This is a genomic window from Kitasatospora sp. NPDC028961 (genome assembly GCF_055564815.1).
In genome coordinates, this window is record NZ_JBVHVO010000001.1 from 412,295 (window position 1) to 427,757 (window position 15,463).

General features: G+C 70.8%; 11 protein-coding genes and 1 tRNA gene. 9 read left to right on the forward strand and 3 right to left on the reverse strand.

Annotation, left to right across the window (positions count from 1 at the left end; genetic code table 11):
• The first annotated feature begins 179 nt into the window (after nucleotides 1–179).
• The 5 genes from ACZ4UX_RS01830 (at nucleotide 180) to ACZ4UX_RS01850 (ending at nucleotide 5,472) form a co-directional block, all read left to right on the forward strand.
• A complete protein-coding gene (locus ACZ4UX_RS01830; protein ID WP_329492156.1) occupies nucleotides 180–1,391 on the forward strand; it encodes a DNA polymerase III subunit delta' in 1,212 nt (403 codons plus the stop codon).
• 257 nt (nucleotides 1,392–1,648) lie between these two features.
• The gene (locus ACZ4UX_RS01835; RefSeq protein WP_465704903.1) at nucleotides 1,649–2,812 is read left to right on the forward strand and encodes an alpha/beta hydrolase; all 1,164 of its coding nucleotides are present in this window, start codon (nucleotides 1,649–1,651) and stop codon (nucleotides 2,810–2,812) included.
• 98 nt (nucleotides 2,813–2,910) lie between these two features.
• Nucleotides 2,911–4,557, forward strand: coding sequence for an alpha/beta hydrolase (locus ACZ4UX_RS01840; RefSeq protein WP_465704905.1), 1,647 nt, complete (start codon nucleotides 2,911–2,913; stop codon nucleotides 4,555–4,557).
• A 100-nt stretch (nucleotides 4,558–4,657) separates the two neighbouring features.
• Nucleotides 4,658–5,317 (forward strand): leucine efflux protein LeuE, encoded by a 660-nt coding sequence (gene leuE, locus ACZ4UX_RS01845; RefSeq protein WP_465704907.1) that lies wholly within the window; start codon nucleotides 4,658–4,660, stop codon nucleotides 5,315–5,317.
• A gap of 81 nt (nucleotides 5,318–5,398) precedes the next feature.
• Nucleotides 5,399–5,472: transfer RNA gene (locus ACZ4UX_RS01850), tRNA-Thr, on the forward strand.
• Between the two features lie 360 nt (nucleotides 5,473–5,832).
• Here ACZ4UX_RS01850 and ACZ4UX_RS01855 read toward each other — a convergent pair.
• Nucleotides 5,833–6,168, reverse strand: coding sequence for a hypothetical protein (locus tag ACZ4UX_RS01855; protein WP_465704909.1), 336 nt, complete (start codon nucleotides 6,166–6,168; stop codon nucleotides 5,833–5,835).
• 389 nt (nucleotides 6,169–6,557) lie between these two features.
• Nucleotides 6,558–6,878, reverse strand: coding sequence for a hypothetical protein (locus ACZ4UX_RS01860; protein WP_465704911.1), 321 nt, complete (start codon nucleotides 6,876–6,878; stop codon nucleotides 6,558–6,560).
• Nucleotides 6,879–7,081: 203 nt separating this feature from the next.
• Here ACZ4UX_RS01860 and ACZ4UX_RS01865 point away from each other — a divergent pair, with 203 nt between their 5' ends.
• Genes ACZ4UX_RS01865 through ACZ4UX_RS01880 form a run of 4 tightly spaced genes read left to right on the forward strand, consistent with a single transcriptional unit; the run spans nucleotide 7,082 to nucleotide 13,732 of the window.
• Nucleotides 7,082–8,557 (forward strand): DUF3375 domain-containing protein, encoded by a 1,476-nt coding sequence (locus ACZ4UX_RS01865; RefSeq protein ID WP_465704913.1) that lies wholly within the window; start codon nucleotides 7,082–7,084, stop codon nucleotides 8,555–8,557.
• Nucleotides 8,554–9,138: a DUF4194 domain-containing protein gene (locus ACZ4UX_RS01870; protein WP_465704915.1), complete on the forward strand. Its 585-nt coding sequence runs from the start codon at nucleotides 8,554–8,556 to the stop codon at nucleotides 9,136–9,138. Before ACZ4UX_RS01865 ends, ACZ4UX_RS01870 begins: the two co-directional genes overlap by 4 nt.
• A complete protein-coding gene (locus ACZ4UX_RS01875; RefSeq protein ID WP_465704916.1) occupies nucleotides 9,135–12,560 on the forward strand; it encodes an ATP-binding protein in 3,426 nt (1,141 codons plus the stop codon). The genes ACZ4UX_RS01870 and ACZ4UX_RS01875 overlap by 4 nt, the downstream gene beginning before the upstream one ends.
• A complete protein-coding gene (locus tag ACZ4UX_RS01880) occupies nucleotides 12,557–13,732 on the forward strand; it encodes a Wadjet anti-phage system protein JetD domain-containing protein (protein ID WP_465704918.1) in 1,176 nt (391 codons plus the stop codon). The genes ACZ4UX_RS01875 and ACZ4UX_RS01880 overlap by 4 nt, the downstream gene beginning before the upstream one ends.
• Before the next feature lie 81 nt (nucleotides 13,733–13,813).
• Here ACZ4UX_RS01880 and ACZ4UX_RS01885 read toward each other — a convergent pair whose 3' ends face one another.
• Nucleotides 13,814–15,442 carry a serine/threonine-protein kinase gene (locus ACZ4UX_RS01885; RefSeq protein ID WP_465705399.1) on the reverse strand — a complete coding sequence of 543 codons (1,629 nt, stop codon included), beginning with the start codon at nucleotides 15,440–15,442 and terminating at the stop codon, nucleotides 13,814–13,816.
• Between the last annotated feature and the right edge of the window lie 21 nt (nucleotides 15,443–15,463).

Here is a 15,463-nt window from a genome sequence, read left to right on the forward strand (position 1 = left end):
GCCGGGGCGGGGCAGGGGCCTGAAGGACGGTGGGCGGTGCGGCCGGGGCGGTGCTCCGGCGGCACCGCCCGCCGTCGTACCGGGCACGTATGCTCGACTCCGGGAAACCGTGCCCGGAGCGCCGTCCGCCGCCCGGGTGACGGGCGCCGGCGCAGTCCGTACCGAGCTTGGGAGCAGCAGTGGCCGTCTGGGACGACCTGGTGGGCCAGGAGCGGGTGGTCGAGCAGCTGAGCGCCGCGGCCCGGGCGGCCTGGGCGACGGCCGCCGCCGGTCGCGGGGCCGCGCCGGAGCCGGGCGGCAACGCCTCGCTGATGACGCACGCCTGGCTGTTCACCGGCCCCCCCGGAGCCGGCCAGATCACCGCGGCCCGCGCCTTCGCCGCCGCCCTCCAGTGCACCAGCCCGGATCTCGCGCTCGGCGGTACGCCCGGCTGCGGGTTCTGCGACGGCTGCCACACCGTGCTCGCGGGCAGCCACGCGGACGTGAAGTACGTGCGCACCGACGGCCTGTCGATCGGCGTCGGCGACATGCGCGCCCTCGTGCTGCGGGCGTCCAGCTACCCGACCGGCGGCCGCTGGTCGGTGATCCTGGTCGACGCCGCCCACCGGCTCACCGAGGCCGCCGCCAACGCCCTGCTCAAGGGGGTGGAGGAGCCCTCCCCGCGCACCGTCTGGCTGCTCTGCGCGCCCTCCGTGCAGGACGTCCTGCCCACCATCCGCTCGCGCTGCCGCCTGCTGGTGCTGCGCCAGCCCGCCGCCGAGGCCGTCGCCGACATGCTGGTGAACCGCGACGGTGTCGACCCCACGACGGCCCGGATGGCCGCGCTCGCCGGCCAGGGGGACATCGAGCGCTCCCGCCGGCTGGCCGTCGACGACCAGGCCCGCACCCGGCGCACGGACGTGCTGCGGATCCCGCTGGAGGTCGGTGACATCGGTGGTTGCCTGGCCGCCGCCCAGCGGCTGGTCGACACCGCGAAGGCCGATGCCGAGGCGCTCGCCGAGACCCAGGACGCCAAGGAGACCGGCGACCTCAGGGCCGCGTACGGCGCGGCCGAGGGCAGCAAGGCTCCGCGTGGCATGGCCGGCGCGGTCAAGGAACTGGAGAAGCGGCAGAAGAGCCGGGCCACCCGGACCCGCCGGGAGACGCTCGGCGTCGCCCTGCTCGACCTGCTGAGCTTCTACCGGGACGTGCTCGCCCTCCAGTTGGGCTCCACCGGCGCGCTCTCCAACGAGGACCAGCGGCAGGCCCTGAACCGCGTCGCCCAGGCCGGCCCGCCGGAGGGCACGCTGCGGCGGATCGAGGCGGTGCTCGCCTGCCGGCAGGCGCTGGACCGCAACGTCGACCCGCTGCTCGCCGTCGAGGCGATGACCGTCGCCCTGCGCGCGGGCTGAGTCGGCGGACGCGGATGGCGGCCGGGGCGGGGCCGTCACCGGTAGGACCGCCGGTGGGGCCGCCGGTAGGGCCTCCCGCGCTACCCGGGTGTCCCACCTTCGAGTGAACGAGCCGTACGCGCCGGGGACACCTGCGTGTGACGGCCGGATCGCCCTGCACGCTGGGGCCGACTGCGCCCCGACGCCGGGGCCGTCGCGTCCCGTCCGGCACCGGCCCCCACCGGTCGTCCGGCCCTCCTCCCGAGGCGGTGCGTCCCATGGTCCGTTCGCTCCTCGTCGTCCCCCTGCTGGCAGCCGCCTCGGGCGGGATCTGGCTCGCCCGAGGCGCCCTGCTGCGCTGGCGCGACCTGCGGTCCGCCGAGACCTACGAGCTGACCGGTGATCAGCGGCCGATGCTGCTGCGCGCGGCCGGCGCGATGGTCTGCGGCATCTGCGTGACGGCACTGACCGTGTTGACGGCCCTGGGCACCTTCGGCACCTTCGGCGGACCGGCCTCGCGGTCCGACTCCGCGGAGCTCACCGCCGACAGCACGGGCCAGGGCGGGAGCCGGCAGGCCGCGCCGCCCGCCGACGAGGCACCCGCTCCGGTCGCCCCGGCTGTCGCGCCCGCCCCCGCCCCCGCCCCCGCTCCTGCTCCCGCCCCCGCGCCGGCACCGGCCGCCAGCCGGTTCGACAGCGTCGGCCACCCGGGCGGTGGCGAGCTGCTGCAGTCCGCCGTCCCCGGCCCGGACGGGCACCCCCGCAACGTCCGGGTCTGGCTGCCCGCCCAGTACGCCAAGGACCCGAACGCCCGCTTCCCGGTGGTCGTGATGCACGCGGCCACTCCCCGGATGACCGCCGACACCGAAGTCCCGGACGTCTTCGAGGGCCTCGGCTCCGCCGTCCAGACCGGCAAGGCCCGCCCGTTCATCCTGGTGGCCCCCGAGGCGCCGAACGGCACCGCGCACCCGTGCGAGCTGGTCGCCGCCGCCCCCCAGGCCATCGCCGACGACGCCGCGCTGCGCACCACCATCGCGGCCACCTTCCGCACCCTGCCGCCCGGCCCGGCATCCTGGGGCACGCTCGGCGTCGAGGCGGGCGCGCCCTGCGCGGTGGCCGCCGGGCTGGCCCGCCCCGACCTGTACGGCGCGGCCGCCGCGGTCTCCGGCCGGTACGACACCGTCGCGCTGACCCGGACGGGGGCCGAGGCCCCCGCCGACGCCGCCCCGAAGCTGCTCCTGGCCGCCGCCAAGGCCGACGCCGCGGGCCTGGACGCGGCCCGCAAGCTGCAGACCGCGCTGCACGGCGGCGCCGGCGCGTCGGCCCGTGCCGACGTCCGGATCTCCGAGAACGTGCAGGACTACACGGCCGACCGCGAGCGGCTGCGGCTGGTCCGCCAGGCGGTCCAGTACCTGGCCGAGACGCTGGCGAAGGCGTCCTGACCAGGGTGTCCGCGGAGGCTACGCTTCGCGGTACCCAGGGCGCCGGCAGCGGCCGCGCCCCAGCACCTGAGAGGGACCGGATGAGGTCGGAGCGGGGCATGCGGGCGAGGGCGGTGGCCGCGGCACTGGCGGTCGCGGGGTTGTTGGTCGGCGGGTGCAGCTCCTCCTCGTCCACCCCCGGGGCGGCCTCCTCGGACACCGCCGCGCCCGGCGCCGCCCCGTCCGGGGCCCTCGCCTCCGGGGGGCCGGCGGCGGCCGACGCCCGTCCCGGTGTCACTCCGCTGGAGCCGCTCCCGGCCGCCGTTCCCGCCGCGCTGGCGCCGTACTACGGCCAGCGGCCCGCCTGGCAGCCCTGCGACGACGGCTTCGAGTGCGCCACCTTCACGGTGCCGCTGGACTACGACCGCCCGGGCGGCGGCGACCTCACCCTCTCGGCGGTCCGGGCCGTCGCCGTCCCGGCGGACCGGGACCAGGGCGGGGCCCCCGGCGCGGCCGGCGGCCGGCTCGGGTCGCTGCTGCTCAACCCCGGCGGCCCCGGCGGCTCGGCGATCGAGTACGTGGAGGCCGTCGCCAAGACCTACGACAGCGCCGTGCGCGCCCGGTACGACCTGGTCGGGCTCGACCCGCGCGGCGTCGGCCGCAGCAGCCCGGTGACCTGTCTGACCGGCGAGCGGATGGACGCGTACACCGCCGCCGACATCACCCCCGACGACCAGGCCGAGATCGACGCCCTGGTGGCCGCGGACCGGGAGTTCGCGGAGGGCTGCCGGCAGCAGGCCGGCGACCGGCTCGGCCACCTCGGCACCGTCGAGGCGGCCCGCGACATGGACGTCCTGCGGGCGCTGCTCGGCGACGAACGGCTCAACTACGTGGGCAAGTCCTACGGCACCTTCCTCGGCGCCACCTACGCCGGTCTCTTCCCCGGCCGGACCGGCCGGATCGTGCTGGACGGCGCGATGGACCCGTCGCTCGACTCGATCAGCGGCAACCGCACCCAGGCCGGCGGCTTCGAAACCGCCTGGGCGGCCTTCGCCAAGGACTGCGTCAAGCGCGAGGACTGCCCGCTCGGCCGCACCGAGCAGCAGGCGGGCGAGCAGCTCAGCGCCCTGTTCGCGGCCATCGACGCCAAGCCGCTGACCACCGTCGACGGCGCCCGCCGGCTCACCGAGTCCCAGGCGACCACCGGCGTCATCCAGGCCATGTACGCCGACTTCCTCTGGCCCAAGCTGCGCACCTCGCTCGCCGACGCCAAGGCCGGTGACGGCACCGGCCTGCTCAAGCTGTCGGACTCGTACTACGAACGTGGTCCGGACGGCTCGTACCCCAACCTCATGTTCGCCAACATGGCGGTGAACTGCCTGGACCTGCCCGCGCCGTTCACCGGCCCGGCCGACGTCCAGCGGGCCGTGCCGGACTTCGAGCGGACCTCGCCCCGGTTCGGCCGCGACATGGCCTGGATGGCGCTGACCTGCAGCTACTGGCCGGTCCGGGCCACCGGCGCCGCGCACACCGTCCGGGCCGCCGGCGCCGCTCCGATCGTGGTCATCGGCACCACCCGCGATCCGGCCACGCCGTACGCCTGGGCGCGGTCCCTCGCCGGGCAGCTGGAGTCCGGGCGGCTGCTGACCTTCGACGGCGACGGCCACACCGCGTACGGACGGCACGACGAGTGCGTCGACGGGGCGGTCAACGGGTACCTGCTGGGCGGTTCGGCGCCGGAGCAGGGCAAGCGCTGCGGCGCGTAGAGGGGGAGGGGCTCGGCGGGTGATTTCGGCTTCAACCGCCGACCGGTGCGACGTTACGATGAGCGCCCCGCAGCCCCTGCCACCCCCACCGGAGCCCACCGTGCTCGGAGTCAACGACCTGGCGACGTACATCCTCGGCGCCCTCGTGATCATCCTCCTCCCCGGCCCCAACTCCCTGTACGTGCTGTCCGTCGCCGCCCGCAAGGGCGTCCGGACCGGCTACACCGCCGCCGCCGGCGTCTTCGTCGGTGACTTCACCCTGATCAGCCTCACCTCGCTGGGCGCCGCCTCGCTGCTGGAGGCCAACCCCGCGGTCTTCGCCGTGGTGAAGTTCGGCGGCGCCGCCTACCTGCTCTGGATCGGCGTCGGCATGCTCCGCGCCGCCCGCCAGCTCTGGCGCGAGCACCGCGCCGCCGCGGTCGCCCCCGACACCGCCGCGGCCGCCGTCCCGGACTCCACCGAGCGCCCGTTCCGCCGCGCCCTGGTGATCAGCCTGCTGAACCCGAAGGCGATCCTCTTCCTGCTCTCCTTCTTCACCCAGTTCGTGGACCCGTCCTACGGACAGCCGGCCCTCTCCTTCGCCCTCCTCGGCGGCATCCTGCAGACCTTCAGCCTGCTCTACCTCTCCATGCTGATCTTCGCGGGCACCACCCTCGCCACCGCCTTCCGCCGCCGCAAGCGCCTCTCCGCCGGCCTCACCAGCGGCGTCGCCGTCCTCTTCGCCGGCTTCGCCGCCAAACTGGCCGTCTCCTCCGCCTGATCCACCGCCGCGGAACCCCGTTACGGATCACCCGCGAACCTGTGTAGACTGGCCCGCGTTGCCACCACGTGCGGCAACGGTGCCGCCTTAGCTCAGTTGGCCAGAGCAACGCACTCGTAATGCGTAGGTCATGGGTTCGAATCCCATAGGCGGCTCAAGGCAAAGCCCAACTCCCGCATTTGAAGCGGGAGTTGGGCTTTTTTGTGACCATGGAACCGTGCCCGATTTGCCCTCGAAACCAACGCATGCCATTTGCGTGGATCGGTGGGCACTCTGCGCTGATGGATTGCCCTGGCTTGGCCGTGTGTAAGCCTCTGACCTGCGGTTTTTTGGATTGTGCGGACGGTGTCGGGCGGGTTTCCGGGGCTGTAACGGTCCCGAAAGTGCCCGAGGGGTGCCCGCATGTGCAGCGATCATGAAACGGGTTGGGTGGCACTTGGTCCCGCTGCGCGCGATTGTAGCCCCGTATTGGTCGCACTGAGTAACTGATCCGGGGGCTCCCGGGCCCTGCTCCGTCAGTGGGTGCGGCCGTCCTGTTGCGATGAGTGTGGAGGGTTCTGCGGTTCGGTGGCCGGGGGATTTGTGTGCGAGGTGGGCGCGATCGACCGGGTGCGGGCTGCAGCGCTGCGTGGGCCGCTGGGATTGAGCGAGAGCAACTGGTTCCGCCAGTGCAGGAAGGTGTCCCGGATGGTGGCCGCGTGGGCGGTGTCGAGGCCGTAGGCGGCGAACTGGTGGTCGCTGAAGCGCTGTACGGTGGCGAACATGTCGGCGAGGACGGCGGTGTCGAAGTCGGCGTCGCGGTCGGCGGCGAGCGCGATGAGGCGCTCGGGCGTGTATCCGGCGCGGAGCATGCCGTCGACGTCGATGAAGTCGCGGACTTCGGGTGGAGGACCGGTCCGAGTGTCCCGTCGACGGGTGGATGGGACAGGAACTCCGCGACGAGTTCCACCTTGGTCTCCCGGCCGGAGCCCGGGTCGGTGATCTGCAGTCGGACGTAGGTGTCGAAGCTGGTGGCGACATCCGCTCGCAGTCCCTCGCGGTCGAGGGCCGATACGACGCGCGCGGTGGCGGCCGGCAGCTGCTCCTTGCGCTCGAACGGTGTGAACAGGTCGACGTCGTCGCTGAGGCGGTTCACGATCTGGTGGGCCTGGACGGCGTAGCCGCCCGCGAGGGCGAACCCGAAGTCGTCGGCCAGCGCGTCCAGGCAGATCCGGATCAGGCGGGCCGTGCAGCTCGTCCACTACGCAGCCGTCGCCTGCTGCCGCAGCTGTGGGATCCGCCGTTCCCACTGGATCCGGGCAGGCGTGGGGATGATCAACTGTGGCCACAGGTGCCGCAGCGTCGCACCGTCGATGTACTGCCGCAGTTCCTCCACGGACCGTGCCTCGCGCACGACACGCTCGTACATGACCGCGAGGTCGGCGAGGTCGGCGAGGTCGTAGGTGTACTCCGGGCCCCAGTCGATGTGGCGAGGCAGGCGAACCTCATCGTGGACCGGCCCTGCCAGCTCCGCCAGGGTGTCCGGTACGGCGTGCAGCCTTGCCTCCGCATACCTGCTCACGTCACCAGCATGCCCTACGGAAGGACCCCAGGTGGCCAGTCCGGTCCAGGCTGCCCGGATCCTCGCTGGGAGAACAAGGTACAGGATGAATCGAAAATATGTCTGATTATCCGGTTTTGTCAGTGCCTGGTTTTAGGGTGTGCACCGCCGATCGGGTCCGAGCCCAATGCGGCGCTGAACCTGTCCGGCCCAGGTAGGGATGCATGGAATTCGACGATGTCACCGGCTTGCTCAAGCATCCGGCGTGGAGGCTGCTGTGTGCGGAGAACGCGCCGCTGGTCCTGGCGTTCTGCGCGACGGTGTTCGTCGATGAGAATGAGCGTGGGGTTCCCGAAACGGTCCTGGTCTCCCGCCTGGACGACCAGCTGTACGACCTCAATGAGCGGGCGCTCGGCCCGTACCCGAGGTCGGCCTCGGAGTACCTGACGGAGTGGACCAACAGCGGATGGCTGCGCAAGTACTACCCGCTCGGTGAGGACGAGGCGCACTTCGATGCGACCAGTGCGTTGGAGAAGGCCGTCGCGTGGGTGAGGGCCCTGCCTGCGCGTTCTTTCATCGGAACCGAGTCCAGGCTGAGCACCATCGTGGACCTGCTGCGGCAGATGGCGTTCGGTACCGAGATGGACCCCCAGGCACGCATCGACGAACTCAGCCGTGAACGCGACCTGATCGACGCCCAGATCGCGCAGCTGCGCGCGGGCGACGTCGAGGTGCTGTCGCCGGTGGCCCTGCTGGACCGCTACCAGCAGGTGGAGAGCACGGCGATCGAGTTGCTCCGGGACTTCCGCGAGGTCGAGGCGAACCTTCGGGAGCTGGACCGGCGCCTTCGCCAGGACGTGGCGATGGCCGACGGCGGCAAGGGCGACCTGCTGGCGGCGTTCCTCATGGACCGCGAGATGATCGCCGAATCCGACCAGGGCCGCAGCTTCCAGGCCTTCTTCGACTACCTGCTGTCCGCTCAGCGCCAAGAAGAACTGCGCGATCTCCTGGAGCAGGTGAACCGGCTGCCGCAGCTCGACGGGAAGACCAACAGAAACCTGCTGAAGATCCCCCGCGCGTGGCTCCAGGCCGCCGAGAGCACCCAGGACACGGTCCGCCAGCTCACCGAGCAGCTGCGCCGCTTCCTGACCGACCGCGGCAGGGAGGAGGACCGCCGGGTCCTGGCCCTCACCCGGTCCATCCAGCGCCTGGTCACGGAGCTGGTGAGTGATGGCCACCGCGACCTCCCGGGCATGGACCTGGAGGCACCCCAGGTGGAGCTGGTCCTGCCGATGGAGCGGCGCCTGTACATGCCGGTCGAGCGGGTGGAGCTGGACAGCACAGCGGGCGAGGCGTCCGACGAGACGGACGTGGACGTCTCCGAGCTGTTCGCCGGTGTGCACGTGGACGGCGAGGCACTGGCCGCCCAGGTGCTGACGCTGCTCGGGGAGAGCCCGAGCGGCCAGGCGAACCTGGCCGCGGTCGTCGACCGTCATCCCCTGACGCTGGGGCTGGCCGAACTGCTGACGTACTTCCAACTGGAACGCCCTGGCCTCGACGTTGTGATCGACCTCGATCACAGCCACGACCTGGTGTACGAGCGAGTCAACGCCCCGGAGCGCACCGTGGCCACGGTCCCGCAGGTGACGTTCGTGCTCAACGAGGGCGGCACGGCCGCCGGAGAGGAGGGACAGGCGTGAGTGACGCGCTGTCTGTGCCCGTGGTCCAGCTGCTGAAGGCCGGTGTCCTGTACCAGAGTGACGCGCCGGCGGTCTGGGAGCAGATCACCGCTCATCAAACGGCCATCGGCGACTACCTGCGCGTGATGGGCCTGGACGTCGTGGTCGACCTGGCGGAGGGCTACGCCTACACCCGCCAGCTCGACCAGGAGGCCCGCGACGACGGCGTCACGGTGCCGCGGCTGGTGACACGCCACCGCCTGTCCTTCGCCGTCAGCCTGATGCTGGTCCTCCTGCGAGGACGCCTCGCGGAGAGCGACGCGACCTCGGGTGACACTCGGCTGTTGATGTCCCGCGACGATCTCGTCGAGATGGTCCGCGGGTTCCTGCCGCCGCGCAGCAACGAGGCCCAGCTGGTCGACCAGATCGACGGCCACATCAAGAAGCTGTGCGACCTGAAGGCACTGCGCCAGACCAAGCAGGCCGGCCTGTACGAGGTGCGCAGGCACATCAAGGCCCTCGTCGACGCCCAGGTCGTCAACGACTTCAGCGACCTGCTCTCCACCTACCGCGACACCATCACGCCGGAGGACGACAAGTGAGCACCACCACGCCGGTATCGGCCCTCATCCCGCGGCAGTCGGCTTTCGCCGGTGGCGCTCCCGCTGTCGGCCCGGGCTTCAGGCTGTCCCGCCTGGAGGTGCTGAACTGGGGCACGTTCCACCGCACCATCTGGGCCTTCGACGTCGACGGCCACAGCGCCCTGCTGACCGGCGGGGTGGGGTCCGGCAAGTCCACGCTGGTCGACGCGATGACCACCCTGCTCCTGCCGGCCAACAAGATCGCCTACAACAAGGCCGCCGGCGCCGAGGCGAAAGAGCGGAACCTGCGCTCGTACGTGCTCGGCCACCACCGGAGCGAGCGTGTCGAGGCGACGAACAGCACCCGGCCGGTCGGCCTTCGCGGTTCCTCCTCGCACAGCGTGATCCTGGGCGTGTTCACCAACTACACGCTCGGCATCCACGTCACCCTCGCCCAGGTGTTCTGGGTACCCGACGCCAACACCGGCCAGCCCGACCGGTTCTACGTCACCGCCGACGAGCCGATGTCCATCGCCACGCACTTCACCGACTTCGGGACCGACATCAACGACCTGCGCCAGCGACTGCGGCGCAGCAAGGCGACAATCCACACCAGCTACCCGCCCTACGCGAAGGCCCTGCGGCGCGGCCTCGGCATCCCCAGCGACCAGGCCCTGGACCTGTTCCACCAGACGGTGTCGATGAAGGCCGTCGGAAGCCTCGACGAGTTCGTCCGCGAGCGGATGCTCGAACCGTTCAACGCCAAGGCCGAGGTCGACAAGATCGTCGCGCACTTCAACGCGCTGACCGCCAGCCACGACGAAGTCGTCCGGGCGAAGGCGATGATCACCGCTCTCGGGCCGATCGTGGAAGCGTGCGACAGCTGCGACGGCATCCAGCGTGAGATCGACACGCTGCAGAGCCGCCGCGACATCCTCCCCGTCTTCTTCGCCCAGCACCACGAGCGCATCCTGCGCCGGCGCGACAAGCAACTGCGCACCCGCATCCAGGAACTCGTCGAACAACAGCAGCGGCGCAAGGCCGAGCAGCAGCAGCTGCGCGAGATGGCCGACATCCTGCAGCGCCGGATCGACGGCGCAGGCGGGGAGAAGCTGCTGCGCCTCGACGTCAGCATCGAAAACCTCGGCCGCGAGCGTGACCAGCGCCGGCAGCGAGCCGCTACGTACGAGGGCTGGCTGGAGAAGGCCGGCCTGAAGCCGGTCACCGACGCCCTGTCCTTCCACGAACGCTCCGAACAGATCACCGAAGCCCGCGCCCGGGACGCCCAGCAGGATCAGCGGGCCCGCGAGGAACTCGACCGCCTTGCCGTGGAGCGCCACAACAACACCGAGGAATCGGGTGAGATCCGCCGCGAGATCACCAGCCTGCAGAACCAGCGCTCCAGCATCCCCTCCCACCTACTCGAACTGCGGCACAACCTCGCGGCAGCAGTGGGCATCTCGGCCGACGACCTGCCGTTCGCGGGAGAGCTCATCCAGGTCCGCGACGACGAAGCCACCTGGGCCGGCGCGGCCGAGCGCGTCCTGCGCGGATTCGCCCTGTCCCTCCTGGTGCCCGAAGCCCACTACACCCAGGTGTCGGCCTGGGTGAACGGCCGACACCTGGGACTGCGCCTGGTCTACTACAAGGTGCCCGCCCACACACCGGCCGTCGAACTGCCGCAGGACCGGGACCTGCTGCTGGGCAAACTCGAGATCAGGGACGACAGCTGGGGACGCGACTGGCTCGCCACACAGCTGCGAAGCCGCGCCGACTACCTGTGCGCCGCCGACATGGACGCCTTCACCCGCTTCACCCGCCCGGCCGTGACACAGCAGGGCCTGATCAAGGGCGGCGGCGGTCGGCACGAGAAGAACGACACCTCCCGCATCGACGACCGCAGGTCCTGGGTACTCGGCTGGTCCAACCAGGCGAAACTGGACGCGCTGCTCGCGCAGGCGACCCAGCTGACCGAGCAGAGCGCGGCCATCACCAAGCGGACCCGCGAGATCGAGAAAGCCAACAAGGCCAGAGCAGGCGAGGGCCAGGCCCTGACACTCCTCGCGAACATCGGCTCCTACACCGACATCGACTGGCAGGCGTCCGTCGCCGAGCTCGAGCAGGTCGAAGCACAGAAGAAGGCCCTCGTCGCCGAGGCCGGTCTCGACCAACTCACCGCCGACCTGAAGAAGACCGAAGACGAGTTCAGGCAGAGCAGCGACGCCGCCGACAAGGCGCTGGAGGAACTCGGCGGCGTCCGGCGCGACAGCGAGAAAGTGCAGTCCCAGCTCACCACGACCACCGCGTTCCTCGAACAGTCGGACCTCACAGCGGTGGCCGAGCACGACACGGCGCTCACCGCCCTCCTGCCCGCCACCGACCAGAGCGAGGACGACCTCGAACTCCTCCGGGGCGCCGAGAGCCAGGCGGCCACGAAACTCAACCGTACGATCGAGCACCAGACACGGGCCCTGCAGACCGCGACCAGCACCGCCACGATGAAGATGGCGGCCTTCCGTACCGAATTCCCGCAGGACGCGACAGAGCTGGACCACACCCTCGCCTCCGCGAAGAACTACCGGGCACTCCACAGCCGGCTCGTCAGCGACGACCTCCCGCGGTTCGAGACGCAGTTCCAGAACTACCTGCGCACCAACGTCATCCGCGACGTCGCCTCGTTCCAGGCCCGCCTGCACACCCAGGAGCAGGAGATCGGCGAGAGCATCGACGTCATCAACGAGTCGCTGGAAGAGATCGACTACAACCCCGGACGCTACGTCCGCCTCAACGCCGCACCCACCGCCAACGTCGAGATCCGCGACTTCCGCCGCGACCTGCGCGAATGCACCACCGACACCATGGCCACCGACACCGACGGCACCTACACCGAGGAGAAGTTCCTGCAGGTGAAGCGCCTCCTCGACCGGTTCAAGGGCCGCCCCGGACAGAGCGACCGGGACGCCGAGTGGACCGCCCGCGTCACCGACGTCCGCCGCTGGTTCACCTTCTCCGCCAGCGAGCACCTGCGCTCAGACGGCACCGAGTACGAGATCCACTCGGACTCCAGCGGCAAGTCCGGCGGCCAGAAGGAGAAACTCGCCTACACCGTCCTGGCCGCCTCACTGGCCCACCAGTTCCACATCGACACCACGGCCAAGAAGGACAAGTCGTTCCGCTTCGTCGTCATCGACGAAGCTTTCGGCCGCGGCGACGACGACGCCGCCCACTTCGGGCTCGGCCTCTTCCACCGCCTCGGGCTCCAGCTCCTCGTCGTCACCCCGCTGCAGAAGCTGCACGTCATCGACCCCCACGTCAACCGCGTCGGCTACGTCTACCGACCCGACAAGGTCCACTCCCACATGGCCACACTCACCATCGAAGAATTCCGCGACCAGCAGGCAGCGGCCCGCCAGCCGCTCCACCAGCCCGAGGTCCAGCCGTGACCGGGCCCCAGTGGACCAGCCCCGACCAGGTCGTCACGGCCTTGCGCCGTAAGTGGACCGCCGGCCACCTCCTGGCAGCCGCCGCCCAGGGCCAGCCGTTCGAACCCATTGGCCTCCCCCTCAAGGGCCCCGTCGCGGCCGACACTCTCCGCCACTACGACCAGGCACGGGCATGGGCAGAGTCCTGGGCCGCCCGCCAGCACCCCCACCTGCGCATCCAGACCAAGACCATCGGTGGCCGCAACAACACCCCCACCAACACCATCCCCGACCGGGTCTGGGTCGACACCCGCGAGGCCCTCTGGACGATCCTGGGCGTCGACGCCCAGGTCGACCTCTTCCACACCCTCCACAGCCGCACCGCACAGCAGGACCCGCACCTCGCCCAGTGGATGACCGCCAACCCCATGAAGGCGCTCCAAGCCCACGCCCACTGGCAGCGGCTCGTCGACACCGTCCACTGGATCCGCACCCACGACACCGGCCCGATCTACCTCCGGCAGGTCGACGTCGCCGGCGTCGACACCAAGTTCATCGAGACCAACAAAGGCATCCTTGGCGAACTCCTCGACCACACCCTGCCCGCCGACCGCATCAACACCGGAACCCCCAAGGCGGACTTCGCCCAGCGCTACGGCTTCCTCACCAAGCCGCCCTACGTCCGCCTGCGCTACCTCGGCAACCAACCAGGCCCCTTCAGCGAGATCACCGTCCGCGCGAACGAACTCACCACCCCACCCCCAGGCACCCACACCGTCTTCGTCCTCGAAAACGAGATCACCTACCTGTCGCTACCCGACGTCCCCGGCGCCATCGCCATCCTCGGCGCCGGCTACGCCGCCGCGCTCCTGCGGTACCTGCCCTGGCTCGCCGACGTCGACCTCCGCTACTGGGGCGACATCGACACCCACGGCTTCGCCATCCTCAGCCACGTTCGCCGCCACTTCCCCCACACCCGCTCCTTCCTCATGGACCGCGAAACCCTCCTCGCCCACCGAGCACACTGGGGCGAAGAGAAGACCCAGACCGCTGAGGCACCACTGCACCTCACCCCGGACGAAGCCGCAGTGGACCGAGAACTACGCATCGGCACCCATGGGCCATACCTGCGTCTGGAGCAAGAGCGCGTCCCGATCCGAGCGGTCATCCAGGCGCTGGGAAGCGCGCCGTAGTACCCGCTGAGCACGGCTCCTTCTCGCAGCCGACCAAGTCCATTCAGATCGCTGCCCGTTGTGCGAGCACAGGGCCGTCCGTCAGCGGTGCCTGCCCGCTCCGCTCTGACGGACGGCGCGGGACCCGATCGACGTGTGGACGGGCAGCAGGAGGGCCAGTGCGGCGGACGTGGCCATCCAGGTGAGGACTCCGAGAAGACCGGTGACCAAAGCCGGCAACCAGGTGCCGGCGAGGAGGCCGGTGGTGAGCGTGGCGTTTACCAGCCCGGCGCTGACCCCCATCTGGACTTCGGCCCGGTGCCGCGTAAATGCCCGCCCGAGCCCGCGCACGAGTGGCTTTTGGACTACGAGCAGGATGGGACACATCACCCAGCTGAGGATCAGAACGCTCCACCAAGGCATGGGCGAGATGATCAGGAGGAGGAGGCAGGAGACCGCGGTCACGCCCATGGAGACGAAGAACCCGCCCGTACCGTCCTTGTCTTCCTCTGTGGGCACGTCAAACTTCATTCCGAGGGCCAGCAGCAGAGCCGCAGCGATGGCAACGGGGACCGTCCAGCGCACCGACCAGGAGGCGAAGGCGACCAGTTGCAGTCCGATCAGCGTGGCGCCTGCCAGCGCGCTTCGTCCCATTGCGACGTTTCTCGCCGTGCGGGGCTTCGTGGGCGCGGCCTCCGGCTCGGAATCCGTCGGTTCGGCGAGAGGTACGGGCTCTCGTTGAGCAGGCGTGGTGCTGGCCGGGGTGCGGGCCGGGGGTGCGTCGAGAACCGTCGGAGGGTGTGGCGCTGCGGGCTGTACCCACCAGGCGGTCCTGGTCGGGGCCGACGAGACGTCCGGGGAGACCGATGAGGGGGGCGGCATAGGGCGTGGGCGCTGTGGGGGGATCGAGAGCAGCGCGTCGATCGCCTCGATGACCTCGGCGGCATCTGCGGGCCGGTCGTTGGGCTCCTTCGCCAGCAGCTGTAGGACGAGTTCGTCGACCGAGGCAGGGATTGAGGCGCGGTGGCTGCTGGGGGCTTCGGGGGTGCGGGTCAGGTGCTGGTGGAGGACGGCCAGCGGCGCTCCGGTGAAGGGCGGTTGGCCAGTGAGGAGGGTGTGGAGCAGGCAGCCGACGGCGTAGAGATCGGCAGAGGGGCCGATGTTTCGGTCGCCTCGGGCTTGTTCGGGTGCCATGTATGCGGCCGTGCCGATGGCGTGACCGGTCCCAGTAAGGGCGAGGTCCTCGTACAGGTGCTTGGCGATCCCGAAGTCCAGGATCTTGACGGTACCGCCGGGCAGGAGCATGGCGTTCGCGGGCTTGATGTCCCGATGGACGAGGCCGACGCGGTGGGCGGCGGCCAGGCCGACGCAGACCTGCCGGGTCCAGTCGAGGGCGTCCTGCACGGGCGGCAGGGCGCCTTGGGAGATGACCTCTTCCAGGGACAGCCCTTCGAGGAGTTCCATGACGAGGAACGGTGCACGGCCGTGGTCAGGGCCGCTACGGCCGAAGTCGTGGATGGTCACGATGTGCGGGCTGCTGAGGTTGCCGGCGGCCCTGGCCTCTGCGGCGAACCGTTCGACGTTGGCGGAGGCGGGGTCGGCGCCCGTCAGCAGCTTCACTGCTACCGGGCGACCGACCCGTTCGTCGAAGGCGCGCCACACCTGGCCCATACCGCCAGCGCCCAGGATCGAGTCCAGGCGGTACCGGTTGTCCAGCCTTGCTCCGTGCATCTCCACCCCGTCACGGCCTTG